Annotated in this window: 20 protein-coding genes; 8 read left to right on the top strand and 12 right to left on the bottom strand. The window is 71.3% G+C overall.

What is annotated here, in order from left to right; translation table 11 throughout:
• Positions 1-105 precede the first annotated feature (105 nt).
• From paaZ to AB0F40_RS21140, 4 genes are all read left to right on the top strand, one after another.
• The gene (gene paaZ / locus AB0F40_RS21155; protein WP_357472131.1) at positions 106-2,160 is read left to right on the top strand and encodes a phenylacetic acid degradation bifunctional protein PaaZ; all 2,055 of its coding nucleotides are present in this window, start codon (positions 106-108) and stop codon (positions 2,158-2,160) included.
• A 108-nt stretch (positions 2,161-2,268) separates the two neighbouring features.
• A complete protein-coding gene (locus AB0F40_RS21150; RefSeq protein ID WP_357472128.1) occupies positions 2,269-2,937 on the top strand; it encodes a TetR/AcrR family transcriptional regulator in 669 nt (222 codons plus the stop codon).
• Between the two features lie 5 nt (positions 2,938-2,942).
• A complete protein-coding gene (locus tag AB0F40_RS21145; RefSeq protein ID WP_357472166.1) occupies positions 2,943-3,563 on the top strand; it encodes a trimeric intracellular cation channel family protein in 621 nt (206 codons plus the stop codon).
• Between the two features lie 17 nt (positions 3,564-3,580).
• A complete protein-coding gene (locus AB0F40_RS21140; protein WP_357472125.1) occupies positions 3,581-3,976 on the top strand; it encodes a hotdog fold thioesterase in 396 nt (131 codons plus the stop codon).
• 31 nt (positions 3,977-4,007) lie between these two features.
• On the opposite strand, the gene AB0F40_RS21135 is transcribed toward AB0F40_RS21140, so the two are convergent.
• The 4 genes from AB0F40_RS21135 to pdhA form a co-directional block, all read right to left on the bottom strand.
• Positions 4,008-5,777 (bottom strand): DUF222 domain-containing protein, encoded by a 1,770-nt coding sequence (locus AB0F40_RS21135; RefSeq protein WP_357472122.1) that lies wholly within the window; start codon positions 5,775-5,777, stop codon positions 4,008-4,010.
• A gap of 308 nt (positions 5,778-6,085) precedes the next feature.
• Complete coding sequence (locus AB0F40_RS21130; RefSeq protein ID WP_357472119.1) at positions 6,086-7,543, bottom strand: dihydrolipoamide acetyltransferase family protein; 1,458 nt, start codon at positions 7,541-7,543, stop codon at positions 6,086-6,088.
• Complete coding sequence (locus tag AB0F40_RS21125) at positions 7,540-8,544, bottom strand: alpha-ketoacid dehydrogenase subunit beta (RefSeq protein WP_357472116.1); 1,005 nt, start codon at positions 8,542-8,544, stop codon at positions 7,540-7,542. Before AB0F40_RS21125 ends, AB0F40_RS21130 begins: the two co-directional genes overlap by 4 nt.
• On the bottom strand, positions 8,544-9,707 hold the full coding sequence (gene pdhA, locus AB0F40_RS21120) for a pyruvate dehydrogenase (acetyl-transferring) E1 component subunit alpha (protein WP_357472113.1): 1,164 nt from the start codon (positions 9,705-9,707) through the stop codon (positions 8,544-8,546). The genes AB0F40_RS21125 and pdhA overlap by 1 nt, the downstream gene beginning before the upstream one ends.
• Before the next feature lie 116 nt (positions 9,708-9,823).
• Here pdhA and AB0F40_RS21115 point away from each other — a divergent pair, with 116 nt between their 5' ends.
• A complete protein-coding gene (locus AB0F40_RS21115; RefSeq protein WP_357472110.1) occupies positions 9,824-10,303 on the top strand; it encodes an Lrp/AsnC family transcriptional regulator in 480 nt (159 codons plus the stop codon).
• A gap of 121 nt (positions 10,304-10,424) precedes the next feature.
• Here AB0F40_RS21115 and AB0F40_RS21110 read toward each other — a convergent pair whose 3' ends face one another.
• From AB0F40_RS21110 to AB0F40_RS21075, 8 genes are all read right to left on the bottom strand, one after another.
• Entirely contained in the window at positions 10,425-10,799 is a 375-nt protein-coding gene (locus AB0F40_RS21110) for a YciI family protein (protein WP_357472107.1), read from the bottom strand.
• Between the two features lie 120 nt (positions 10,800-10,919).
• The gene (locus AB0F40_RS21105; protein WP_357472104.1) at positions 10,920-11,606 is read right to left on the bottom strand and encodes a hypothetical protein; all 687 of its coding nucleotides are present in this window, start codon (positions 11,604-11,606) and stop codon (positions 10,920-10,922) included.
• 218 nt (positions 11,607-11,824) lie between these two features.
• Positions 11,825-16,174 (bottom strand): ThuA domain-containing protein, encoded by a 4,350-nt coding sequence (locus AB0F40_RS21100; protein ID WP_357472101.1) that lies wholly within the window; start codon positions 16,172-16,174, stop codon positions 11,825-11,827.
• A gap of 112 nt (positions 16,175-16,286) precedes the next feature.
• On the bottom strand, positions 16,287-17,201 hold the full coding sequence (locus AB0F40_RS21095) for a sugar phosphate isomerase/epimerase family protein (RefSeq protein ID WP_357472098.1): 915 nt from the start codon (positions 17,199-17,201) through the stop codon (positions 16,287-16,289).
• Positions 17,202-18,425 (bottom strand): substrate-binding domain-containing protein, encoded by a 1,224-nt coding sequence (locus AB0F40_RS21090; RefSeq protein WP_357472095.1) that lies wholly within the window; start codon positions 18,423-18,425, stop codon positions 17,202-17,204.
• A 124-nt stretch (positions 18,426-18,549) separates the two neighbouring features.
• Positions 18,550-19,551: an ABC transporter permease gene (locus AB0F40_RS21085; protein ID WP_357472092.1), complete on the bottom strand. Its 1,002-nt coding sequence runs from the start codon at positions 19,549-19,551 to the stop codon at positions 18,550-18,552.
• Positions 19,548-20,669 (bottom strand): ABC transporter permease, encoded by a 1,122-nt coding sequence (locus AB0F40_RS21080; RefSeq protein WP_357472089.1) that lies wholly within the window; start codon positions 20,667-20,669, stop codon positions 19,548-19,550. Before AB0F40_RS21080 ends, AB0F40_RS21085 begins: the two co-directional genes overlap by 4 nt.
• On the bottom strand, positions 20,666-22,174 hold the full coding sequence (locus AB0F40_RS21075; protein WP_357472086.1) for a sugar ABC transporter ATP-binding protein: 1,509 nt from the start codon (positions 22,172-22,174) through the stop codon (positions 20,666-20,668). Before AB0F40_RS21075 ends, AB0F40_RS21080 begins: the two co-directional genes overlap by 4 nt.
• 138 nt (positions 22,175-22,312) lie before the next feature.
• Between AB0F40_RS21075 and AB0F40_RS21070 the strand changes: the two genes are divergently transcribed.
• The 3 genes from AB0F40_RS21070 to AB0F40_RS21060 form a co-directional block, all read left to right on the top strand.
• Positions 22,313-23,500: an ROK family protein gene (locus AB0F40_RS21070; protein ID WP_357472081.1), complete on the top strand. Its 1,188-nt coding sequence runs from the start codon at positions 22,313-22,315 to the stop codon at positions 23,498-23,500.
• 52 nt (positions 23,501-23,552) lie between these two features.
• Complete coding sequence (locus AB0F40_RS21065; RefSeq protein ID WP_357472078.1) at positions 23,553-24,782, top strand: TerC family protein; 1,230 nt, start codon at positions 23,553-23,555, stop codon at positions 24,780-24,782.
• Positions 24,783-24,899: 117 nt separating this feature from the next.
• The coding region (locus tag AB0F40_RS21060; protein WP_357472075.1) for an ATP-binding cassette domain-containing protein at positions 24,900-25,094 on the top strand (195 nt) is incomplete at its 3' end.

Raw genomic sequence — 25,094 nt, 5'->3', positions numbered from 1 at the left:
GACCTCCGCTGGACGACGTCTGCTATTTACCGACCGAACGTTCTGTAATACATTGACACAGGCACAGCGGGTAGCACAACGGCCCGGGCAGACCGATCTGGAGGGATGCGCACAGTGAGCACACAGCTGGAGAGCTACGTCGCGGGCAGCTGGTTCCGCGGGACCGACGGCGGCGAGCCCGTCCTCGACGCGGTGACCGGCGACGAGGTCACCCGCGTCTCGAGCCACGGCCTCGACTTCGCCGCGCTGGTGACCCACGCCCGCGAGGTCGGCGGCCCGGCGGTCCGGCAGCTGACGTTCCACGAACGAGCGACCCTGCTCAAGGAGCTGGCGCTGCACCTGGGCGGCCTCAAGGACGACTTCTACGCCGTGTCCCTGCGCACCGGAGCCACCCGGCGTGACTCGATGGTCGACATCGACGGCGGCATCGGCACGCTCTTCAGCTATGCGAGCAAGGGCAAGCGGGAGCTGCCGAACGACACCATCGTCCTCGACGGCGCCGCGGAGCCGCTCGGCAAGGGCGGCACCTTCCTCGGTCAGCACCTCTACACGTCGCGCCCCGGGGTCGCCGTGCAGATCAACGCCTTCAACTTCCCCGTGTGGGGCATGCTCGAGAAGCTCGCGCCCGCCTTCCTCGCCGGCCTGCCCAGCATCGTCAAGCCGGGCAGCCAGACCGCGTACCTCACGGAGACGGTCGTCCGGCAGATCATCGCCTCCGGCATCCTGCCCGCCGGCAGCCTGCAGCTCGTCTGCGGCAGCGCGGGCACGCTGCTGGACGAGCTCGGGGAGCAGGACTCCGTCGCCTTCACGGGCTCGGCGCACACCGCCGCGATCCTGCGCGAGCACCCGGCGGTGCTGCACCGCGGCGTCCGCCTCGGCGTCGAGGCCGACTCGCTGAACTGCTCGATCCTCGGGCCGGACGTGACGGCGGCGGACCCGGAGTTCGACCTGTTCGTCAAGGGCGTCGTCACCGAGATGACCGTCAAGGCCGGCCAGAAGTGCACGGCGATCCGGCGCGTCATCGTCCCGGAGCCGATCGCGGACGCCGTGGTCGACGCGATCGGCGCGCGCCTGAGCCGAATCACCGTCGGCGACCCCGCCGACCAGAGCGTCCGGATGGGCGCGCTCGCCAGCCTCGGCCAGCGCGACGAGGTGCGCAAGGCCATCGAGGCGCTGCGCACCTCCGCCGAGATCGTGTACGGCGACCCGGCGCACGTCGACGTCGTGGGGGCCGACGCCGAGCGTGGCGCGTTCCTCTCCCCCGTCCTGCTGCGTGCCCGCCCCGGCGCCGCCGAGCCCCACGAGGTGGAGCCGTTCGGCCCGGTCAGCACGGTGCTGACCTACGGGTCGGTGGACGGTTCGGTGCAGGAGGCAGTCGAGCTGGCCGCCCGGGGAAAGGGCAGCCTGGTGGCGTCGCTGGTCACCCACGACGCGCAGGTCGCCCGCGAGGTGGCCCGCGGGCTCGCGCCCTGGCACGGCCGGCTGCTCATCCTCGACCGCGACGACGCCGCCGAGTCGACCGGCCACGGCAGCCCGCTGCCCATGCTCGTGCACGGGGGCCCGGGCCGCGCCGGTGGCGGTGAGGAGCTGGGCGGCATCCGCGCGGTGCTGCACCACATGCAGCGCACCGCCGTCCAGGGCTCGCCCGACATGCTCACGGCGATCACCGGCCGGTGGACCACCGGGTCGCGCCGGGTGCTCGACGGCGTGCACCCGTTCCGCAAGTCGCTGGCCGAGCTGCGGATCGGCGACACCATCGAGACGGCGTCCCGGACGGTCACGCTCGACGACATCGACCACTTCGCGGAGTTCACCGGGGACACCTTCTACGCGCACACCGACCCGGAGGCCGCAGCGGCGAACCCGTTCTTCGGCGGCATCGTCGCGCACGGCTACCTCGTGGTGTCCCTGGCCGCCGGGCTCTTCGTGGACCCGGACCCCGGCCCGGTGCTCGCCAACTTCGGCGTCGACCACCTGCGGTTCCTCACCCCGGTCAAGGCGGGCGACACCATCCGGGTGAGCCTGACCGTCAAGCAGCTGACGCCGCGCAGCTCGGCCGACTACGGCGAGGTGCGCTGGGATGCGACGGTCACCAACCAGGACGACGAGCAGGTGGCCACCTACGACGTGCTGACGCTGGTCGCGAAGGACCGCCGGTGAGTGGTCGGTAGAACGTCAGGTGTTCGGCAGCTCGAGTTGCCGATCACCTGACGTCTTGCCGACCACTCAGCGGCGGTCCTGGACCCGCCCGTCTGGGACGATGACCGGATGAGCACCGACGCCACCTCGACGGCCGCACCCGGCCGCCGCCCGCGCGGGCGCCCTGGCCACGACCGCGAGGCAGTTCTCCGGACGGCCATCGACCTCTTCATCCGCCGCGGGTTCGACGCGACGTCGATCAGCGACCTCGCCGCCGAGCTCGGCGTCACCAAGTCGGCGGTCTACCACCACTTCGCCAGCAAGGAGGCCCTGCTGTCGGCGGCGCTCGACGAAGCGCTGGAAGGACTGAGCTCTGCGGTCGAGGCGGCGGCCACCGCTACCGACGGCGAGCGCAGCTCCGTCCGCCTGCGGACCACCGTCGAGGCCGCGGTCCGCATCCTCGCCGGCAACCTCCCCGCCGTCACGCTCCTGCTGCGCGTCCGCGGCAACAGCGCCGTCGAGCGGGCGGCGATGGAGCGGCGCCGCCACATCGACGAACGCCTGGCCGCCCTGGTCCGTCAGGCGGCCGCGGACGGTGACCTGCGCGGCGACGTCGACCCCGACATCGTCAGTCGCCTCATCTTCGGCATGGTCAACTCCCTCGCGGACTGGTACCGGCCCGACGGGCCCGTGCGCGAGGACGCGCTGGCGGCGACGGTCTCCAGCGTGCTCTTCGAGGGCCTCCGCCCGGCGCGGACCTCTGGAAGCGTCTCGACGACAGGAGCCGGCCGGCCGTGAACGTCATGTTCGTGCTCGATCTGATCGGCGTGTTCTTCTTCGCCGTGTCGGGGTCCCTCCTGGCCGCGCGCCGCGACTTCGACATCGTCGGATCGGTCATGCTGGCCTCGCTCGTCGGCCTCGGCGGCGGCGTCATCCGCGATCTGGTCATCAACCAGGGCGTGCCGAACGCCTTCCAGCAGCCGCTCTACGTCGTCCCGCCGCTGTTGGCCGCCCTGACGGTCTACCTGCACGTGTTCGGGGTCCGCCGGCTCCGCCGCACCCTGATGCTGTTCGACGCCGGCGGCCTGGCGCTGTTCTGCGTCACCGGCACGCTCACTGCGCTGGAGTCGGGCATGGGCGCGGTGACGTCCGTGCTGCTCGGCCTCACGACCGCGGTCGGTGGCGGCGTCATGCGGGACGTCGTCGCCAACGAGATACCGCAGGTGTTCCAGCCCCAGGGCCTCTACGCCATCCCCGCCGTGGCCGGTGCCGCGCTGACGTCGCTGCTCTGGAACCTCGACTGGTTCAACGTGGTCACCGGGAGCGCCGTCGCAGCGCTCGTGTTCACCGCGCGAGGGCTGTCGCTGCGCCACCGCTGGCAGGTCCCGCTGGCCGGCCGGGCCGGCTCCGGCGGCATGCCGTAGCGCCCTACAGTGTTGGCATGACGACGCCGTGGACGATCACGCTGGGCGCGCTGGACGAGAAGCTGGGCATCCAGGTCCTGGAGCAGTCGGCGCAGCGCGTCGTGGCCACCATGCCCGTTGCGGGGAACACCCAGTCGCTCGGTCGCCTGCACGGCGGCGCGACCGCCGCGTTCACGGAGGCGCTCGGGTCGTGGTGTGCCCTGATCCACGCGAGCACGCTGGACAAGGTGTGCGCCGGCGTGGACCTGAACATCACGCACCACCGGGGAGCCGCGGACGGGATCCTGACCGGCACCGCGACCCCCGTGCATCTCGGGCGGACGGTCACGTCGCACGAGATCGTCGTGACGGACGAGCAGGGGCGGCGCGTCTGCACGGCGCGGATCACCAACCAGCTCATCGAGCCCCGCTGACGGGCTTGCCGGAGCCAGCGGGGCCTGCCGGTCAGGCGGCTTCGACGTCCGGCGGGGGTAGGGCCTCGATGGCTTCGGGTAGGTGGATGCGATGCCCGCGAGCGTCGGTGAACGCCCAGCCGGTCTCCAGCAGGGCACCGGCACTGCTCTCGGCCGTGGGCTTGCCGGTCCACTGCATGACGATGCCCTTGGCATCGACGAGCTGATGATGGAACCAGCACAGCAACGCACTGTTCGCGACCGAGGTCTGGCCCCCGTCGGCCCAGTGGGTCACGGCGTGGTGGACCTCGCACCGTGACGGTGGCTGATCGCACCCCGGATACACACAATGCTCGTCCCGAGCGATCACCGCGCGACGCATCTGCCCCGTCACGGTCCGTTGCGCCCGCCCGACGTCGAGCGCCGCACCATCCGGCCCGAACACGATCCTCGTGACCGCACTGTCGCAGGCCAACCGGCGCAGCAGCGCGCGTGGTGCACGCCCGCCGGTCTCGGTGAACACGGGGCCACCCGCTGACAGCAGCCCGGACACCGTCATGATGCCCACTGCACTCGCACCCGCTGCTGTGCCCGTGCCCGCTGCTGTGCCCGCTGCCGTACCCGTGCCCGCGGCTGTGCCCGTTGCCGGATCCGCGGCCGTGCGTGGTGTGCTCGGGTCGTTGTCCGATGCTGCTGCGTCCGTCGCGCGGCCTGGTGCTGCGCGGCCTGGTGCTGCGCGTGCCGGCGTGGCCTGTCCGCAGGTCAGGCACAGTCCGTCGCGGGTGCGGGTGACCTGGGTGACCAGCTCCGTCCAGGACACCGTGACGTTCAGGTGCGGTGTGACCGCCGCCCCCGGGGAGGCCTGGTTAGTGTCCAGCACCAGGCGCGCCACGTCCGCCAGGCCCTGCGCCCGCCGCTGGGTGGACGTCCTGGTGTCCTCCGCAGCGGGCGCACCCAGCACCGCGGTGAGCGCTGTCTGAACCAGCAGCCCGTGCTCGTCGGTCAGGAAGCCCGCCACGTGATACCCACCAAAGGTCTTGGCCAGGTCCAGGAACTCGCCCTGCGCGGCCTTGTCATCGTCGGTGTCGTCGGTGTCCGGGTCGGTCACGGTCGCGAACCGGCGTGCCACGACCCGGAACTGGTCTGCGTTCAACGAGCCGGCCTCCCGCAGGACCAAGCCCTCCCCGGTCACCAGCGTCCCGTCGGCGACCGCACCCTCCAGCACCCGCGTGATCTGCTCACGGGTACGGTCACCATCGGGGTCATCCACCGGGTCCGGGAAGTCGACCGGCACGGTCTGCACGAATCGCTCCGGCGTCGTCGTCTCCCCCGTACGGGTATCGATGAGCCAGGCCAACGCGTCGGTGCGGGTCTCGCTGGTCGGCGCGACTTCCGTCATCACCCGCGCATGATCCACCCCCAAGGTCCCTGCGACCAGGCGCTCCCGCGTCACCGGCAGCGCGGTCGCCAGGCGGCGGGCCATCGTCATGTCCTTGCTCGCCGTGGCCGCCGAGATGCCCTCACGCAGGCGCAGCCAGGACGTGAAGGTGCGGGCCATACCGCTCGACCGCCACGAACCCTCGGCCTCGATCCGCGGCAACAGGGTGTACCGCACCCCGTCCAACCGGCCCGTGAGCCGACGGACCCGGGAGTGCGCCTCGACCAACCGGCCGATGCTCGGCGCGTCCCACCCGTCCAGCGACTCCTGACCAACCAGGCCCGCCAGATCAGCTGCGGCATCCTCGATCCGGGCCAACGCCTCCTCGATCGAACCCGCGGGAGGCAGACCACCTGCCGCCATGCCATCCGTCGACTGATCCACTGGTCCCACCCCCGATCCCTTGTCCGCTAGCTCCATTCTCTCGAACCTTTGTATGATGCGCACGTGCATTCTGAAATCTGTGGATAACTCTTCGCGACACGCGTCGAGATGCTTCCCGGAGGATCTGAACGGCCCCACAGGCCAGCAATAGGTGCTTCAGCCGCGGCCACGACGGGCGAGGGTGAGGCCCGGGCAGCTGAGGGCCACCGCGGCGGCGAACGTGACGGGATGACCGACGATGTCAGCGACGAACCACACTCACCCAGGAAGAACGCTGCCGCTGAGCACCACGGCTCAGCGAAGCCCCGTCAGAGCCGGACGATCGCCGCGGCGGGGTTCTCGACGGCGTCGGCCACGGAACGGATGAATCCCGCCGCCGTAGCGCCGTCGCACACCCGGTGGTCGAAGACGAACGACATCTGGGCGATCTTGCGCGGCACGATCTGACCGTCGACCACCCATGGCCGGTCGATGATGCGGCCGAGGCCCAGGATCGCGACCTGCGGGTGGTTGATGATCGCCGCGCTGCCGTCGACCCGGAAGCCGCCGTAGTTGTTCAGCGTGAACGTTCCCGCGGTGAGCTCCTCGGCAGTGGCCTTCCCGACCCGGGCACGGGCCGTGAGGTCGCGCAGGGCCGCGTCGAGCTCCGCCGTGGTCATCGTCCCGGCCCCGAGCACCGCCGGGGCGACCAGCCCGAGCTCGCTCTGGACGGCGACACCGAGGTTGATGGCGTCGGGCACGACGATCTCGTCCCGCTCGACGTCGAGCCGCGCGTTCAGCACCGGGTACTCCTTGAGACCGGCGACGACGAACCGCGCGAGGTAGGCGAGCAGACCCGGCCCGGGATCGGCGGGCGTGCGGGCGGCCTCGCGCAGGTCCCAGAGCGCCGTGGCGTCGACGTCGACCCAGACGGTCGCCTCGGGAATCTCCGAGCGACTCCGAGACAGCACCCTGGACGCCGCGCGCTGGAAGCCGGTGAGCGGGATGCGCCGCTCATCGGGGGCGGTCTGGGTCACGGGCTCGGGAGGCACTGCAGTTCCGACAGGCGCGGTTCCGACAGATACGGGTACGGCAGATACGGGTCCGGCAGATGCGGGTCCGGCGTGTCCGGGGGCCGCAGCCGCGGCCGACCGCGCGCGCTCGACGGCGGCCCACACGTCGGACCTGTTGACGACACCGCCCGACCCGGTGGGCCGGATCGTGCGCAGGTCGAGCCCTGCCTCACGAGCCAGCCGCCGGACGATCGGCGAGATCACCTTGACCGGCCGGTCGTCGGGCACGGCGGCGGGCACGGCGTCCGGCACGGCCGCGGGCACGGCTGCAGGCACGGCCGGCCGGGCACCGCGTGGCCGACGGCGGCGGACCGAGGCCGCGCCCGCCGAGGTGCCGTACCCGATGAGCACGTTGCCGGAGCCGGCCTGCTCCTCCTCGCGGTAGGTCTCCGCGGCGGCGGAAGCCCCGTCGACGGAAGCCCCGTCGACGGGAGCGGCCTCAACCTCAACCTCAGCCTCAACCTCAGGGCCGACCGTGATCAGCGGCCGGCCGACCTCGACGAGCTCTCCCTCGGCGGCGTGCAGCCTGCCGACCCGGCCGGCGTACGGGCTGGGCACCTCCACCACCGACTTGGCCGTCTCGACCTCCACCACCGGCTGGTCGATGGTGACGACGTCGCCCTCCGCGACCAGCCAGTGCACCACCTCCGCCTCGGTCAGGCCCTCGCCGAGGTCGGGCAGCAGAAAGGTCTGTCCGGTCGCGGTGCTGGTCACGCGTCCTCCCACTGGAGCTCGTCGACGGCGTCGAGGATCCGGTCGACCGACGGGAGCTGGAAGTGCTCGAGCTTTGGCGGCGGGTACGGGATGTCGAACCCGGTGACCCGCCGCACCGGCGCGGACAGCGAGTGGAAGCAGCGCTCGCTCACCCGCGCCGCGATCTCGGAGGAGACGCTCGCGAAGCCGGCCGCCTCCGCGATGACGACCGCGCGGCCCGTCGACTCCACGGCGGCGCAGACGCCCGCGTCGTCGAACGGCACGATCGAGCGCAGGTCGACGACCTGCAGGCTGCGGCCGTCGCGCGCGGCCACCTCGGCCGCCTCGAGCGCGACCGGCACGGTCGGGCCGTAGGCGATGAGGGTGGCGTCGGTGCCCTGACGACGGACGACGGCAGCGCCGATGCCCGGCTCACCACCGGGGCCCAGGGCGACCACGCCCTTCGCCCAGTAGAGCTTCTTCGGCTCGAGGAAGACCACCGGGTCGGGCGAGGCGATCGCCTCGCGCAGCAGCGAGTAGGCGTCCGCGGGGTTCGACGGCGCGACGACGTGCAGGCCGGGGGTATGGGCGTAGTAGGACTCCGACGAGTCGCAGTGGTGCTCGACCCCGCCGATGCCGCCGGCGTAGGGGATCCGGATGACGAGCGGCAGCGCGACGCGGCCGCGGGTCCGGTTCCGCATCTTGGCGATGTGGCTGACGACCTGCTCGAAGGCCGGGTAGGCGAAGGCGTCGAACTGCATCTCGATCACCGGCCGCATGCCGTTCATGGCGAGGCCGACGGCGAAGCCCGCGATACCGGCCTCGGCGAGCGGGGTGTCGAAGCAACGGTCCTCGCCGAACTCGGCGGTGAGGCCGTCGGTGACCCGGAAGACGCCGCCGAGCGTGCCGACGTCCTCGCCGAGCACGAGCACCGAGGGGTCTTCCGCCATCGCGTCGTGCAAGGCCCGGTTGATCGCCTGGGCCGTGCTCAGCGTCGCGTGCTCCACCGCGGTCGTGGTCATCAGCGGGTCTCCTCTCTGCTCAGCTCGTCTCTGCTCAGCTCGTCCCTGCTCAGCTCGTCCCTGCTCAGCTCGTCCCTGACCACCGCGAGCTGCTCCATGAGCTGGGGGGTGGGCTGGGCGTAGACGAACCGGAACAGGTCGTCGGGGTCGGGCTCGATGTCCTGGTTCAGACCGTCACGCGTGCGGCGGGCGACCTGCTCGGCAGCCTCGGTGAGATCGGCGGCGCGCGCGTCGTCGAGGACACCCTCGGTCCGCAGGTATGCCTCGAGCCGCACCAGCGGATCCTTGGCGGCCCATGCCGCGACCTCGTCGTCGGCGCGGTAGCGGGTGGCGTCGTCGGCGTTCGTGTGCGCCTGCATCCGGTAGGTCCGGCCCTCGACGAGCTGCGGACCCGCTCCGGCACGAGCCCGCTCGACCGCTCCGGACAGGACGTCCAGGAGCGCCGCGAGGTCGTTGCCGTCCACGTGCTCGCCGGGCATGCCGTAGCCGACGCCCTTGTGGGCCAGCGACGGCGCGGCCGACTGCCGGGCCAGCGGCACCGAGATCGCGTACTGGTTGTTCTGGACGAAGAAGACGACCGGCGCCCCGAAGACCGCCGCGAAGTTCAGTGCCTCGTGGAAGTCGCCCTCGCTCGTGCCGCCGTCGCCGCACATCGCCAGCACCACGGTGGGTTCCCCCCGCAGCCGCGCGGCGTGCGCCACGCCCACGGCGTGCGGGAGCTGCGTGGCCAGCGGCGTCGTCAGGGGTGCTACGTGCCGGTCGTAGGGGTCGTAACCCGAGTGCCAGTCGCCCTTGAGCAGCCCGAGCACCTCGACCGGGTCGACGCCGCGCGCGACGGCGGCAGCGGTGTCGCGGTAGGTCGGGAACAGCCAGTCCTCGCCGGTGAGCACCTGTGCCGCGGCGACCTGGCACGCCTCCTGCCCGTAGGACGAGGGGTAGACCGCCAGCCGCCCCTGCCGCACGAGCGCGGAGGCCTGCTCGTTGAAACGGCGGGCGACGATCATGCCGGCAAGGCCCCGGAGCAGCTCCTCGCTCGCGGGCAGACCGTCCCCGTCGGCGGCCGTCGGACGGCCGTCCGGGTCAAGGAGCATGACCGGCTCCCGCGACGGGAGCATGCGGTCTGCGTCACGTGTCATGCCTGTCGTGCCTGTGATGCCCGTCATGTAGATATCATGGTCAAGGATCTATTCGGATTCCATCAACGGCGAGGATCCGAGAGACCGTCCAGCAATATGCTGGTCATGCGATCCAAATGTCCACCGGCGAAGGGGCTGAGGGCGTGACGGCGAGACAAGTGGTATCGAACCTCGACGAGGTCGACCAGCGCATCGTCGACGAGCTCCGTCAGGACGGCCGGATGTCCATGCGAGCGCTGTCCGAGAAGCTGCACATCTCGCGCGCCAACGCCTATGCGCGAGTCCGGCGGCTCGAGTCCACGGGAGTCATCCGTGGCTACCGCGCGGACATCGATCCCGTGCTGGCCGGCCTCGGCACCTCGGCCTACGTCACGGTCAACCTGGAGCAGGCGGAGTGGCGTTCGGTCCGCGAGGAGCTCCGCACCCTGCGCGGCGTCGACCACATCGGCCTGGTCGGCGGAGAGTTCGACCTCGTCCTGCTCGTCCGCGCGCGGGACAACGCCGATCTGCGGCACCTGATCCTCGACCAGATCCAGGGCATGAAGGGCATCCTGAACACACACACGCTGCTCGTCTTCGAGGAGCCGATCCCCGCCGGTCCCGCGTCGGCCGCTCCGGAGTGAACGTTCGGCCCACGACGGGACTCAGGACGGGACTCAGGACGGGACTCACGACGTGACGTAGTCACGCTCGTCCCGGCAGTCGTGCGGGTGCCCGGTCTGCCCCGGGTGACGTCGCCCGCCCCTACTCGGGCTTCTCCTGCAGCGCGCGCACCTCGATGCGGGCATGCAGGGCCTTGGCGCACTGCTCGGCCCAGCCGAGCGCGGTCTCCTCGTCGGCGACGTCGATGATCCAGAACCCGCCGACGTACTCTGCGGCCTCGACGAACGGCCCGGGAACGCGCTTCGGCTCACCGGCCGTGGCGTCGACGGTGATCGCCGTCGACGGCGGGTGGAGCCCACCGGCGGTGACCAGCGCCCCGGACTCGGTCAGGGCGGTGTTGACGGCGCCGACGGCGGCGAACACCGCCTCCAGCTCCGCTGGATCCATCTCCTGCATGGACTCCATCGTCGGCTCCTCGGCGCTGTCGTGCGGGAGGGTCAGGAAGTACTGGGTCATGAGACTGCTCTCCGATCCGTTCGGTGGAACTGACTGTTGGTGGTGTGGACGGAGCGAGGCGAGGAAACTCATCGCTCCCCGGGAGCGGAGTCTCCTCCCAGCGAGCTCAACACGCGACCGTCAGTGGCCCGCGTGCGGGGGCTCTGCCTCGCCCTCTCCCGACATGCCGGAGTGCAGCGGCAGGAACGCGTGCAGGTGACCGCGCTCCGCCGCGATGTACTGGAGGTCGAGCTGGACCGCCGCCACGGCCCAGGCGTCGACGGCCCGCGTCCGCAGGTCGCCCGCGACGGCGGAGAGCCCCTCGGCCTCCCCTGACGAGCCCGACGAGCTCGACGAGCGGCCCGAGCCGTCCTCGTCACCCGCGAGCTCGAGGACGTCGAGCGTGTCTCCCAGCAGCCGTGTGGAGAGCAGGAGCCCGTTGCGCACGATGTTGTGCTCGGACGACCCCGACGGCAGCGCCTCCATCTCCGCGACCACCTCCTCCACGACATCGCGCCACTCGGCCAGCTCGGCCGCCGTCGGGGGCTTCCCCTCCCCCTCCGACCCGCCTGCCGACGCGTCCGCTGCTGACGCGTCCCCCGTCGGCAGCGCCTCGTGCAGCCCGTCCATCACCGGCAGCAGCCGCTCCTGCGCCGAGACGGCGAGGTCCCCCGCCGCCGTCAGGTTCTCGGCGTCGCGCTCCGCCTCAGCGGCCTCCAGCTCCGCCACCCGGGCTGGGTCCACCTCGATCCCGCCGGGTGACGGCGCCGGCGCCGTCGATTCCCACGGCTGCGCCACCACCAGCACCAGGGCCGCGGCGGCGGCCACCAGCCCGGCTGCCGCCGCAGCGCCCCACCTCGGCCACCGGCGCCGCGCGGGCGCCGGCGGCCGAGGTCCGGGGTGGCCGGCACCACCCCGGCTCGATGGACGTGCCGCGGCGTTGGGTCCGCTCCGCGGTGGGTTCCGCGGCCTGCTCCTCGTCTTCGGCACGTCCTTGCTCCTCTCGATCAGGCCATCCGGTCAGGCCAACAAGTCAGCCACGCCGGCTAGCGGCAGCTCACCGCGTCGTAGGCGTCCTCGACGACCACCTCGTGCGGACCGTTGGTCGCGGTCACCGTGGCGGCCCCCGCGTCGAACGCTCCGGCCCTCGACTTGAACTGCCGGGAGACGGTCTCCCCGGGCAGCACCTCCTTGAAGGTCTTGCTCCCGTGCGCGGTGCTGAGCTCGATCCGGGCCGGGTCGGCACCCGCGTTGGTCGCGTTCACCGTCACGCGCGCGTGCGGACCGGTGCACCGGCTGCCTGCCGCCACCTCGACCCGCGGCGGGTCGGGCTGGTCGTCGAACGTGAAGTCCTGGAACTCCACGGCGCTGCGGTTCGTCGTGCTGTGCGCGGTGACGAACAGCCCGACGTCCTGCAGGTCGGCGGCACCTGCCAGCTCCTCCGGTTCCCCGATCTGGGTGAACGTCTCGCCGTCCGAGCTCCAGTACGCCGAGTACAGGTCGCCGTCGCGCACGAGCCGCACCCAGCCCGGGTACGCCGTCGGGCCACCGTTCGACGACGTGACCAGCTGGCCCGCGTCGTTGCCCCGCAGCCACTCGTACCCGCCGCTCGGCCGGATGCCGAGCGCCGCGTAACCCGGTGACGTGCCCGGCTGGGTCACGTCGTTGCGGACGATGATCCCCGCCTTGGCCGAGCCGGCCGAGTTGCCCTGGCTGTTGATCTTCACCGTGGCCGACCAGTGCCGGTCTGAGCCCTCGCGGAAGATCGTGGAGTACTCGTCGGTGCCCTGCCACATGTTGGCGCCGCCCGACTCGATGACGTACGCACCGGAGGACAGCTGCTCGAACTCGCCGTCCGCGTTGCTGAACGTCCGCATCCCGCCGAACATGTCGCCGACCTGCGCGACCACCACCCGTGACGTCGTCGGCAGGCCGACGTCGTTGGTCGCGACCGCCGTCAGCTCGTAGTAGCCGTCGGCGGTGACGTCCCAGGGCGCCGTGTACGGCGCCGTGTCGTCGACGCCGATCGACGTCCCGTCGACGAAGAACTCCACCTGGCTGACGGTGTTCTCCGCGTCGGTGGCGTCGGCCGTGACCTCGATCTGGCCGTGCTCCAGCTCGACCCCCGCCTCAGGCGAGGTGATCGCAACCTCGGGCCGCGTGGTGTCGCTGACGCCCTTGCCGTTCGCCTCCACGAAGTTGAGCAGGCGCTCACCCGGGCCGGGGAAGACGACGTAGAGGGCGAAGCTCTCCCCCGGGTCGTCGACGTCGACCCGCACGTCGCGGAAGTCGCTGACCGCACTGCCCGTGATCTCGGCCGTCCCGAGCAGGTCGCCGTCCGGGGCTCCCTTACGCAGCTCGATGGTGCCGGCGGCCGCCGAGGCCACCCGCAGCGTCAGGGCGTCGATCCCGTGCAGGTTCACGGGGTCGTAGGACGCCCACGCGCCGTCCGAGCCGACGACGACCTCGCCGCCGCCCTCTGCGTCCCGGCTCGGCGCCGTCCTGGTCCCCTCCTGCTTCGTGTGGAACTCGGCCTGCCGCTCCTTGGGGAACACGAGGGTCGTGTCCGATCCGGTGAGCGACGGGAGGTCGCCGGCGCCGCCGTCGTCCTTGTACCTCGCGTCGAGCACGTAGAAGACGTTGGTGCCGTCCCCGTGCCCGCCGCCGAGCTCGGTCGCGACCGACCCCGTGCGGCCGTGGAGCGGCTCCGACGGGTGCGCGTGCGCGTCGTGCCCGAGGGCCGGCTGGATGACGACGCGCTCGTCGTCGATGGCCGAGCCGTCCGGCGAGTCCTCCGCGTCGGTCACGGAGACGTCCCACGAGATCGTGTCGCCGAACTCGAAGAACGAGCCCGTCGGCGGCAGCCCGAAGTCGACCTCGGGCCGGGTGTTGCCCACGGTGATCGGCACCGTGGCGGTCCCGTCCTTGCCCGCCGGGTCCGTGACGGTGAGCCGGGCGTCGTAGACGCCGTCCTCGGTGTACGTGTGCGACGCCGTCGGCTCGGTCGCGTCGGTGGTCCCGTCGCCGTCGAAGTCCCACGCGTACTCGAGGTTCTCGCCCTCGGGGTCGGTGCTGCCCGACCCGTCGAACTCCACCTCCAGCGGTGCGGTCCCGGAGTCCGGCGAGGCCGTCGGCACCGACTCGGGCGACCGGGAGCCCGTCACGTAGTCGACCCGGTGCAGGCCCGAGTCGGGGTTGTCCCGGCCGAAGCCGCCGCCCCAGTCGAGCACGTACATCGCGCCGTCCGGCCCGAACTTCGCGTCGATCGGTGCGAGGAAGTCCTCGTCCGGCAGGAACCGGTTGACCTTCTCGACGTCGGACTCACCGGGCGCCGCCCCGGGATCCGTCGGTTCGATCGTGAACACCTGGTTCCGCGACCACTCGTAGAAGAACGCCTTGCCCTCGTAGTACTCGGGGAACTTGGTGTCCGAGTCGAGCTCCGGGTCGAAGTCGTAGAACGGGCCGCCCATCGGCGCGAGCCCACCGCCCTGGCTGATGGCGCCGGGCACCGACGACCGCTGGTAGCCGTACCACAGGTCCGCCGGCTGGGCCGGGGGCAGCTCGGTCAGGCCGGTGTTCCGCACCGAGTCGTTGACCGGCGCGGCGCAGTCGAAGTTGTCGCCGACGGTGACGGGGCTCGTGCGGTAGTCGACGTCACGGAACGGCTCGTTGTCCCCCATGCACAGTGGCCAGCCGAAGAAGCCCGGCTCCTTGATGAGGTTCCACTCCGCGATGCCGGCCGGGCCACGCTCGGCCAGGTTGTCATTGCCGTTGTCGGGCGAGTAGTCGGCGACGCCGAGGTTGCCCGTCGCCGGGTCGATGGCGAACCGGAACGGGTTGCGGAAGCCCATGGCGTAGATCTCGGGCAGCGTCTTGTCCGCGGTGTCCTCCGCCTCCGGGAACAGGTTTCCCTCGGGGATCGAGTACGTACCGTCGTCGTCCGGGTGGATCCGCAGGACCTTGCCGCGCAGGTCGTTGGTGTTGGCCGACGTCGCCCGCGCGTCGTGGAAGGTGCCGTCCCGCTCGGAGATCGGCGCGTACCCGCCCGACGGCTCCGAGTGCGGGTTCACGTCGTCGCCGACGCCGAGGTACAGGTCACCGGTCGCGTGGTCGACGATCACCCCGCCGCCCGTGTGCCCCGGCTCGTCGGGCAGGCGCCTGGCGGGGACCTCCAGGAGGACCACCTCGGACTCCGGGTCGATCGTCGTCGTCCCCGGGCCGTCCTGCGTCACCGTGAATCGCGAGAGCCGGTTGTGGAAGCTCGCGGGGTCGGTGTCGTCCTCGCTCGCGGGCGACCAGTACTGGTACAGGTACCCGTTCTCGGCGAAGTTCTCGTCCAGCGCGACGCCCAGCAGGCCGTCCTCGCCCCCGGAGTAGACCGGCAGCGTCACCGCGGTGGACGTGGTCTGCGTCTCCGGGTCGAAGACCCGGATCTGCCCGCGCACCAGCTCGGTGAAGAACACCCGGCCGTCCGGCGCCACGTCGATCCCGAACGGCGCGCTCGTGTTGGTGTCCAGCGAGACCTTCTCGAACTGGCCCCAGTCGGTGCCGCCGCAGTCCCCTTCGGCCAGCCCGGCAGCCCACTCCACGCCGCCGACGATGTGCTGCACCAGCTCCGGCTCGTCGGTGTAGTGCGCACCGAAGTGCCCCATGCCGGTCATCCACGCACGGCCGCCGTCGTAGGACTTGCACCACGAGATCGGGTGGTCGTAGCCCATCGCGTTGCTGCCCGGGTCGTAGGTCGACTCGTCCATCGTGGCCAGCACGTGCGCGTCACCGCGCACGTTGGTCGAGAAGTTGTACCACTCGTCGGCGCGGTCCCAGCGCTGCGGCAGGTGCTCCGTCGAGGGGTGCTTCCGGTCCTCGACGCGGACCGTGCCGGGCAGGCCGGGGCTCGAGCCGGTGGCGGCGTGGCCGGGCATCAGCGACCCGATCATCTCGTCCCACCAGGCATAGCTGCCGCGCATGTCCGTCGCGTTGTGGATGGCGACGATGCCGCCGCCCGCCTGCTGGTACCGCTCCATCGCGGCCTTCTGCTCGGCGTTCCACGGGTCGCCCGACGCCTGGAACATGACGAGCGCGTCGTACTGCGCCAGGTCGGTGTCGTTGAAGACCGTCGGGTCCTCTGTGTGGTCGGACTCGATGCCTGCCTCGGCGAACGCCGCCTCGAGCACGGGTGTGCCCTGCGTGATCGCCTCGGCGTGCCGGTACTGGGTGGTGGCCGTGAAGATGAGGACCCGGCCCTCCGCCAGGGCCTCGGCCTGCTCGCCCTCGGCCGTGGCCCGCGGTTCGTCGGCGGCCGTGGCCGCCGGTACGGACGCGAGCGTGAGCGCGAGCGCTCCGGCGGCGAGCGCCGCTATGGATCTCCCCCAGCGGGGACGTCGTGGTGCGGTCATCGTGTTGCCTCCTGGGCAGATCGACGTGCGGACCCGCCGGGACACCCGGCGGAGCGTGTTTCGTTGACCAGCCCGGCGTGCCGGCGCCGAGCGCGTGAACCTCCCGCGCGGTTCAGTCCTCTGCGGCGGGCATCAGTCCTCTCAGGTGCGCGAGGCCCTCGGTCGCGAGGGCGTCCTGGCTCGCGGCCAGCGGCCGCCAGATCGAGGCGGCGGTGGCGATCGTGGCGTTCTGACCGGTGAACGACTCGATGACGAGCGGCCCCGCGTAGCCGGCCCGTTCGAGCGCGGCGAGCAGCGGCGGCCAGTCGATGCCGTCCCCGCCCGGCGCGCCGCGGTCGTTCCCGCAGACCTGCACCGCGGCGATGCGCGCCCCAGCGCGCACCACCGCGGCGGGCAGGTCCCGCTCCTCGATATTCATGTGGTAGACGTCGAGCATCAGCCCGATCCCCTCGGCGGGCAGCCTGCCGACGACGTCGAGCGCCTGGTCCACCGTGTTGATCAGGCTCGTCTCGTAGCGGTTGAGCGGTTCCAGCCCGACGACGACGCCCGCGTCGATCGCGTGCTCGACGACGGGTGCCAGGTTCTCGGCGAGCTCGGCGACGGCGTCGGCCCGCTCCTGCGGCGTCGTCCGCCACGTGCGCCCGACCGACGCGTACGCCGGACCGCCGATCACCCGGGCGCCCACGGTGTGCGCGGCGTCGACCACCGCCCGCAGGTAGTCCTGGGTCGCGCCCACGGTGTGCGTGCCGGCCGCGACCAGCTCCCGGCCCTCGCCCATGACGAGGGACACGCTCGCCGCGAGCCCGTTGTCGGCGAGGACCTGCGCCGCGCGGCGCGGGTCCCAGTCGCCGAGGCGCTCCACGGGGAGCTCCAGCACGTCGAACCCCCAGCCCGCGACGCGGGGCGCGATCTCGGCGAGCGAACGGTCGGTGAGCGGCGACGTCCACACCCAGGTGTTGACGCCGACGGGCCAGGTGGCCGTGGCTTTTGTGGGCGCGGTTCTCGTGGGCACCGTGGGCGCCGTCATTCAGCGGTCCGTCCAGGCTTCGGGGTACCCGGGCAGGTCCTCGCCGCCGAACTTCGCGTAGTGCAGGGACGGCATGTCCGCGTTGGCGTCGAGGTACTCCGCGAGGTCGGAGTCGTCGACCGGCTCCTGGGGCAGCACCCACTCGGACGGCACCTCCTCGCCGGCCCAGATCTTCTGCGCGGCGAGGATCGGCGTGCGCCACTGGAAGTTCGAGTAGACGTTGCCAATCGCCGTCATCCCCGTCTCGTCCCATTTGCGCAGGAAGCTCATCTCGTCCTCGCCCACGAAGACCGGGTACGGCTTGCCGGAGTCCTCGAACGCCTCGACGGCGGCCACAGAGCCGTCGCCGGCGTCCATCCAGATGCCGTCGACCTCGCCGCGCTGCAGGTACTGGGTCACGAGGTCCTTGATCTTGGCGCCGTCGCCGCCGGTGAACTCGACCCCGACCACCTCGATGTCGGACTCCGAGAAGACCTTGTCCGCCGCGGCCCACCGGTGCTCCAGCACGTCGACGCCGGGCAGGATGCGCAGCGCCAGGACCGTCGAGCCCGGCTCCAGGTTGTCGACGAGGAACTCGGCGCCCACCGCGCCGTAGGCGTAGCCACCGATCGGGTGGATGAACGTGACCATGCAGTCGGTGTTCACGCCGCGGTCGAACACGATGACCGGAGTTCCGCTCTCGCAGGCCGCCTCGACCGCCGGGGTGAGCGTCGCGGTCGTCGACGGCGAGATGATGATCGCGTCGCAGTCGCCGGCCTCGACGAACGCCTGGATGTCGGAGATCTGCTTGTTGTCGTCGTCGGCGGCGTCGGAGACCCGGAACTCGCCGATCACGCCCTCCTCCTGGAGCACCTCGACCTGCTGCTGCATGGTGATCCAGCCGGTCACCCGCCATGGGTTGGAGACCGACGCGTTGGAGAAGCACAGGGTCTTGTCGCCGCCCTCGCTCGCGAGGTCAGCGGTGTCCACCCACTCGGGCTCGATCGCCTGGAGCCACGGCTCGTCGGCCGGGCCCTCCGGCTCGATGTCGCGCTGGGCGAGCTCCTTGTCGTAGTCCGCCTGGACGAACCACTCGCTCTCGGCCCCGGACTCGGCGGGTGCCTCCTCGGCCGCGCTCGTCTCGGCGGCCGGCAGCTCCTCGGTCGGGGCGTCGGTGGTGCAGGCCGTCAGCAGGAGCAGTCCTGCCGCTGCCGTGCCCGCCAGCAGTGCTCGGATCGGTCGCATGTCCATCCCCTTTGATGAGTGCGGGTCTTGATGAGTGCGGGTCTTGATGAGTGCGGGTCTTGATGAGTGCGGGTCTTGATGAGTGCGGTTCTTGATGAGTGCGGTTCGTTCGATGGGTTCGAGCTCAGGTGCGTTGTCGGCGTGCCGCGTAGGCGACGGCGACGATGATGATCACGCCCTGCACGGCGGGCCGGATGGTCGACGGCAGGGCGAGCTGGTTGAACAGGGTGAAGAGGGCTTCGAGGGCGAGCGCGCCGACCATGGCGGCGACGACGGTCCCGCGGCCGCCACCCAGGGCGACGCCGCCCAGCACGACGGCGGTGATCGCCATGAACTCCAGCCCCTGCCCGACCTGGGCGGTGACGCCGGCGTACCCGCCGATGAGCACCGCCGCCACCGTGGCGAGGAACGAGGAGAGCAGGAACGCCCGCGTGCGGAGCCACCACACGGAGGCGCCGCTGTACGTGGCGGCCACGGCGTTGTCGCCGGCGGCGACCAGCGACCGACCGAACGGACGGCGCATCAGCAGGACCGCGATGCCGACGACGACGAGCGCCACCAGCAGCGCGTACGGCACCTGGAACTCCCCGGGAACGTCCGGGAACCCCTTGCGGCCCAGCACCCGGAAGCTCTCGCTCAGCGCGCCGGTGGGTGCGCCGCCGGTCCACAGCCGGATCGCGCCGTACAGGACCAGCATCATGCCGAGCGTGGCGATGAACGACGGCACCCGCAGCAGCGTCGTCACCAGGCCGTTGACGAGCCCCACCACGAGGCCGAAGACGACCATCAGCGCCAGCACGGGCCAGGTCAGCGCCTCCTCGCCGTCGATGAGCCGCGCCGCGATGACCACCTGGGCTCCGACGAGCGAGCCGACCGACAGGTCGAACTCGCCCGAGACGATCACGAAGTACTGCCCCACGGCGAGGACCACCAGCGGAGCCGCCTGCTTGGCGAACGCCATGAGGGACACGGGCTCCGCGAACGACGGGTTGATCACGATGATCACTGTGAACACCACGACGAGCAGTGCTAGGACCGTCCAGCTGCCGCCGGACAGCAGGCGCTCGCGCCACTGCCGTGCGGTCCCTCGTGCGGTACCTCGTGAGGTGTCTGCGGTCAGGGTCATGCGGCGTCGCCTCCTCGTGGAACCGAATCTCCTGGAACCGAATCTCGTGGAACCGAACCTGGTGGAACCGAACCCCTGGCGCCGAACCGGACGCGCCGGCTCGCCGGGTCGATCTGACGTCGTGCGTACAGGGCGACGGCGGCGATGATGATCGCGCCGCGCAGCACGTCCTTGAAGAACGGGTTCACGTCGAGCACGTTGAACGCGGTGTCGAGCACCGCGAGGATCACCACGCCGCCGATGGTGCCGACCACCGAGCCACGGCCGCCGAACAGGAGCGTGCCGCCCAGCACCACCGCTGCGATCGAGTCGAGGTCGAGGCCGTAGGAGTAGACGAGCGCGTTCCCTGTGCCGAACCGGGCGGCGATGAGCAGGCCCGCCACGCCCGCGCACAGGGAGCACAGCACGTGGGCCAGCACCAGGGTCCGGCCGGTCCGCACGCCCGAGAGTCGCGCGACGTCGAGGTTCCCCCCGACGGCGAACATGTGGTAGCCCGCCCGGGTCCTGGTGAGGAGCACGAAGGCCGCCGCGGCGACGAGCAGCATGACGATCGTCGAGACGGGTACCGGACCGATGCGGGTGTACCCGAACGTCTGGAAGGCGAAGGGCACCTCGCCCTCCGGCCCCTTGAACCGCGTGTCGAGGAAGCCCTTGATGATCAGTCCCATGCCGAGCGTCGCGATGAACGCGTTGACCCGCAGCGCCGAGATGAGCAGACCGTTCACGAGCCCGACGCCGGCCGCCACCGCGAGCGCCGCCACGACGCCGAGCCAGACCCGGGACGGGTCGCCGGCCATCGTCGTGGCGCCGATGAGCGAGCACAGCGCGACGACGTACCCGACGGACAGGTCGAGCGAGCGGCACAGGACCACCAGCGTCTGCCCGACGGCGACGAATCCCAGCAGGCTCGTCTGCGTCAGCATGTAGCTGATGTTCTGCTGGGCGAAGAGGTTGCCGCCCTGGACCGCCACGAGGACGCCCGCGACCAGCAGGATGCCGATCAGGGCCAGGTAGACGATCTCGGTGGACCCGAGGTGGTAGCGGCGCCGGGCGCCTGCGGTCCTGCTCGTCGCGGCGGTGCTCCCGGTGCTCCCGGTGCTCCCGGTGCTGATGGTCATGCCGCCCCCGTCGCCAGGGCCATGATGGCCGCTTCGTCGCTGCCGCCCGGCAGCTCGCCGGCGATCCGGCCGTCCCGCACCACGAGGATGCGGTCGGCCATCGCGACGACCTCGGGCAGCTCGGAGGAGATGAGCAGCACGGCGGTCCCGTCGGCGGTCAGCGTGCGCATGAGGTCGTAGACGGCACGTTTGGCGCCGACGTCGATGCCGCGCGTCGGCTCATCGAGGACGATCACCCGCGGCTCGGTCACGAGCCACTTCGCGAGGACCACCTTCTGCTGGTTGCCGCCGGACAGGTACTGGACCTCGGCGTCCTGGGAGCTCGCGACGACCTCGAGCGAGGACAGGACGCCGGCGATCCGTCGCGACCGGCGGGCGGAGGCGCGGGGCAGCACGGCGTCAAGCACGAGCCGTGCGTTCGCGAGGACCGACTGGCCGAGGGCCAGGCCCTCGGACTTGCGGTCCTCGGTGACCAGCGCGAGGTGGTGGCGGACGCCCTGGCGCGGCGTGCGCACCTGGGCCGGCTGTCCGTCGACCGTCATGCGGCCGCGGGTGAACGGCGCGATGCCGAACACGCCGTGGGCGATCTCGGTGCGGCCGGACCCCTGCAGCCCGGCGAGGGCCACGATCTCACCGGCCCGTACCTCGAGGTCGATGCCGTCGACCATCGTGTTGCCGGAGCCCACCAGGGCCAGCCGCACCTCGCCGGGTGCGGCGTCGGCCGCCTTGTCCGGGAAGAAGCCGGCGAAGTCGCGCCCCACCATGGTGCGCACCAGCCGGTCCTGGCTGACCTCGGCGGCCGGCGCCGTCAGCACGTGGTTGCCGTCCTTGAGCACGGTGATGGTGTCGGCCAGGTCGTAGATCTCCTGGAGCCGGTGGGAGACGTACAGGATCGCGACGCCGCGGTCCCGCAGTCGCCGGACCAGCTCGTAGAGGAGTGCGACCTCCTGGTCGGCGAGCGCCGCCGTCGGCTCGTCCATCGAGATGATCCGGGCGTCGTACGAGACCGCCTTGACGATCTCGACCACCTGCTGCTGGGCCACGGACAGGGACCCGACGCGGGTCCAGGACGCGATGCCCGTCAGGCCCAGGTCGTCGAGGAGGCGGGTGGTGTCGGTGTGCATGCGGCGGCGGTCGACCAGGCCGCGCCTGCGCGGTTCCCGGCCGAGGTACACGTTCTCGGCGACGGACCGGTCCGGCAGCAGGTTGAACTCCTGGAAGACCGTTGCGACGCCCGCGCGCTGGGCGTCGAGCGGCGTCGGGAACGAGACGACGGAGCCGTCGAGCTCGATGGTGCCCGTCTCCGGGCGGTGCACCCCGGCGACGATCTTCATCAGCGTCGACTTGCCCGCACCGTTCTCGCCCACCAGGGCGTGGACCTGCCCCGGGTACAGGGTCAGGTCGATCTCTCGCAGCACCGAGGTGCCGAAGAACTCCTTGCCGACGCCACGAAGGCGCAGGACGGGGTCGGGTGAGGAAGTGTGCGCGTCGTCGTCGGCTCGCATATCCACCAATGTAGGGACCTTTTGGCTGATGTCAACCAAAAGTTGCATGTCACTTACGCGGCTTCTGTGGTTCCTGAAGCATATGGGCTATCTTTTGCCGATACGCGACCGCAAATTCACCCCGGGAGGCTGCTACCCATGCTCACCGACGCCCCGTCGAGGACGCCGCCCCTGGCCCTGGGCACCGGCGACTTCTTCCAGCTGCTGCGCGACGGCAAACCGCGCACGCGTGCGGACCTGATCGCCATCACCGGCCAGTCCCGGTCGACGATCGCCACCCGGATCGACGCGCTCATGAGCACGGGGCTCATCGCCCCGGCGGGCACGGCGGGCTCCACCGGCGGACGACGGCCGGCGACCTTCGCCTTCCGCCCGGGCGCCCGCGTCGTCCTCGCCGTCGACCTCGGTGCCAACCATGCGCGGCTGGCCGTCACCGACCTCGCCTCGACCGTGCTCGCCGCGCACGACGAACCCCTGTCGATCGCCGCGGGACCCGACGTCGTCCTGCCCTGGGTGGCTCGCGCCGGTCGCGACCTGCTGGCCGCCGCCGGCCGCGACGTCGGCGACCTGGCGGGCATCGGCCTCGGGCTGCCCGGACCGGTCGAGCACTCGACCGGCCGGCCGATCAACCCGCCGATCATGCCCGGGTGGGACGACGTCGATGTCCCCGGCATCCTGGGCGCCGAGCTCGGGGTCGCCGTGCTGGTCGACAACGACGTCAACATCATGGCGCTCGGCGAGTACCGGGCCGCCTGGTCACAGGTCTCGGACCTGCTGCTGGTCAAGGTCTCCACCGGCATCGGCGCCGGCATCATCGCCGACGGCGCGATCCGCCGCGGCGCTCAGGGCGCCGCCGGCGACGTCGGGCACATGGCGGTCCCCGGCGCGGACCACGTGCCCTGCCGGTGCGGCAACACCGGCTGCCTCGAGGCGGTGGCGAGCGGCCAGGCCGTCGCGGCGGCGCTCTCCGCCCAGGGGCTCGACGCCGTGGACAGCGCCGGCGTCGTCGCACTCGTCCGGTCACGGGGGGTCACGGCGAGCCAGGCCGTGCGGCAGGCCGGCCGCGACATCGGCGGCGTCCTGGCTTCGTGCGTGAGCATGCTCAACCCGTCGGTCATCGTGATCGGCGGGGTCGTCGCCGACGCCGGCGAGCACCTCATCGCGGGCATCCGCGAGGCCGTCTACCGCCGGTCCCTGCCGCTGGCCACGCAGCACCTGCGCATCGTCGCCTCGCGTGCGCGCGCCGGGGCAGGCGTGCTTGGCGCGAGCGCCATGGCCATCGACCACGTGCTGTCCCCCGCCGCGATCGACGCGCTCGCCGCCTGACGGCCCTTCCCCGATACTGGGTCGAGGGACGAGCCGAGGAAGGGGTGGCTGCATGGTACCGACCTGGATCTGGGCCCTCACGATAGCCGGGATCGCCGGGCTGCTGGTGTTCGACTTCGTCTTTCACGTCCGCAAGGCACACGTCCCCACGCTGAGGGAAGCGGCGATCTGGTCGAGCCTCTACGTCGGTATAGCCATCGTGTTCGGCCTGGGCGTCCTCGTCTTCGGCGGCGCGACGATGGGTTCGGAGTACTTCGCCGGCTACGTCACCGAGAAGGCCCTCTCGGTGGACAACCTGTTTGTCTTCCTGATCATCATGTCCTCCTTCCGGGTGCCACGGGAGGACCAGCAGAAGGTGCTGCTGTTCGGCATCGTGTTCGCGCTGGTCGCCCGCACCGGGTTCATCTTTCTCGGTGCCGCGCTGATCAACACCTTCGCCTGGGTCTTCTACCTCTTCGGACTGATCCTGCTGCTCACCGCCGGCAACATGCTCCGGCCGGAGGGCGAGGAGTCGCACACCGGCGACAACGTGATGGTGCGGCTCGCGCGCAAGGTGTTCCACACCACCGAGACCTACGACGGCGACAAGCTGTTCACGGTGGTCGACGGCAAGCGGGCGATGACCCCGATGCTCCTGGTGATGGTCGCGATCGGCGGCACCGACATCCTGTTCGCCCTGGACTCGATCCCGGCGATCTTCGGGCTCACCCAGAACGTGTTCCTGGTCTTCACCGCTACCGCCTTCTCGCTGCTGGGGCTGCGCCAGCTCTACTTCCTCATCGACGGGCTCCTGGACCGGCTGATCTACCTCTCGTACGGCCTGGCCGCCGTCCTCGGCTTCATCGGCGTGAAGCTCATCCTCCACGCGCTGCACGAGAACAACGTCCCGTTCATCAACGAGGGCGAACCGGTGACCGTCGTCGAGGTCAGCACGGGCCTCTCCCTGACGGTGATCCTCGGCGTCCTGCTGCTCACCACGCTCGCGTCGCTGTTCAGCAAGCGCGGACGGGCGCAGAACGCGATAGGGAACGCGCGCCGGCACGCGACCAGCTACCTGGACACCGAGTACACCGCCGACGCCGCCGAACGCGAACGCATCTTCCGCGCCCTGCTCCAGGAGCGGGACCAGATCGTCACGCTGGGTCCGAAGTACCGGCAGATGGTCCGTGACGAGGCGAAGCTGATGGCGCTGCTCGAAGATGCCCTGGCCAGCCACGACGCGGCCGTAGCCAGGGGCGAGGCAGAACCGATCGGTGAGCCGAAGATCGTGCGCCGCCGGTAGGGGCCGGCGTCGTGGCGAGCCCGTGACCGCCCCTACGACCTGGGTATGACGTCGGCGGTGCGGAACCAGCCCGGGGCAGGACGCGGTGCGGCACCGACCGTCCGTAACGTCTGCGGCATGGACACTACTGTTTACGCGCCTGGGTCGTCGTCACCCGCCGTGCGCGCTCGTTCGCTGACGAAGACGTATGGCAAGGGTGAGGCCACCGTGCGTGCGCTGGACGGTGTGGACGTCGACTTCGAGCAGGGCCGGTTCACCGCGATCATGGGCCCGTCCGGATCCGGCAAGTCGACCCTGATGCACCTCCTGGCC

The organism is Promicromonospora sp. NPDC023987 (assembly GCF_040639055.1).
GTDB lineage: Bacteria > Actinomycetota > Actinomycetes > Actinomycetales > Cellulomonadaceae > Promicromonospora.
This window is presented reverse-complemented; position numbering and strand designations above follow the sequence as displayed.

Coding starts and splice junctions, on each gene's coding strand:
- AB0F40_RS21100 (WP_357472101.1), bottom strand. CDS start 16,174: ATGACCGCACCACGACGTCCCCGCTGGGGGAGATCCATAGCGGCGCTC.
- AB0F40_RS21070 (WP_357472081.1), top strand. CDS start 22,313: ATGCTCACCGACGCCCCGTCGAGGACGCCGCCCCTGGCCCTGGGCACC.
- AB0F40_RS21075 (WP_357472086.1), bottom strand. CDS start 22,174: ATGCGAGCCGACGACGACGCGCACACTTCCTCACCCGACCCCGTCCTG.
- AB0F40_RS21065 (WP_357472078.1), top strand. CDS start 23,553: ATGGTACCGACCTGGATCTGGGCCCTCACGATAGCCGGGATCGCCGGG.
- paaZ (WP_357472131.1), top strand. CDS start 106: ATGCGCACAGTGAGCACACAGCTGGAGAGCTACGTCGCGGGCAGCTGG.
- AB0F40_RS21090 (WP_357472095.1), bottom strand. CDS start 18,425: ATGCGACCGATCCGAGCACTGCTGGCGGGCACGGCAGCGGCAGGACTG.
- AB0F40_RS21140 (WP_357472125.1), top strand. CDS start 3,581: ATGACGACGCCGTGGACGATCACGCTGGGCGCGCTGGACGAGAAGCTG.
- AB0F40_RS21080 (WP_357472089.1), bottom strand. CDS start 20,669: ATGACCATCAGCACCGGGAGCACCGGGAGCACCGGGAGCACCGCCGCG.
- AB0F40_RS21150 (WP_357472128.1), top strand. CDS start 2,269: ATGAGCACCGACGCCACCTCGACGGCCGCACCCGGCCGCCGCCCGCGC.
- AB0F40_RS21110 (WP_357472107.1), bottom strand. CDS start 10,799: ATGACCCAGTACTTCCTGACCCTCCCGCACGACAGCGCCGAGGAGCCG.
- AB0F40_RS21085 (WP_357472092.1), bottom strand. CDS start 19,551: ATGACCCTGACCGCAGACACCTCACGAGGTACCGCACGAGGGACCGCA.
- AB0F40_RS21095 (WP_357472098.1), bottom strand. CDS start 17,201: ATGACGGCGCCCACGGTGCCCACGAGAACCGCGCCCACAAAAGCCACG.
- AB0F40_RS21145 (WP_357472166.1), top strand. CDS start 2,943: ATGTTCGTGCTCGATCTGATCGGCGTGTTCTTCTTCGCCGTGTCGGGG.
- AB0F40_RS21125 (WP_357472116.1), bottom strand. CDS start 8,544: ATGACCACGACCGCGGTGGAGCACGCGACGCTGAGCACGGCCCAGGCG.
- pdhA (WP_357472113.1), bottom strand. CDS start 9,707: ATGACGGGCATCACAGGCACGACAGGCATGACACGTGACGCAGACCGC.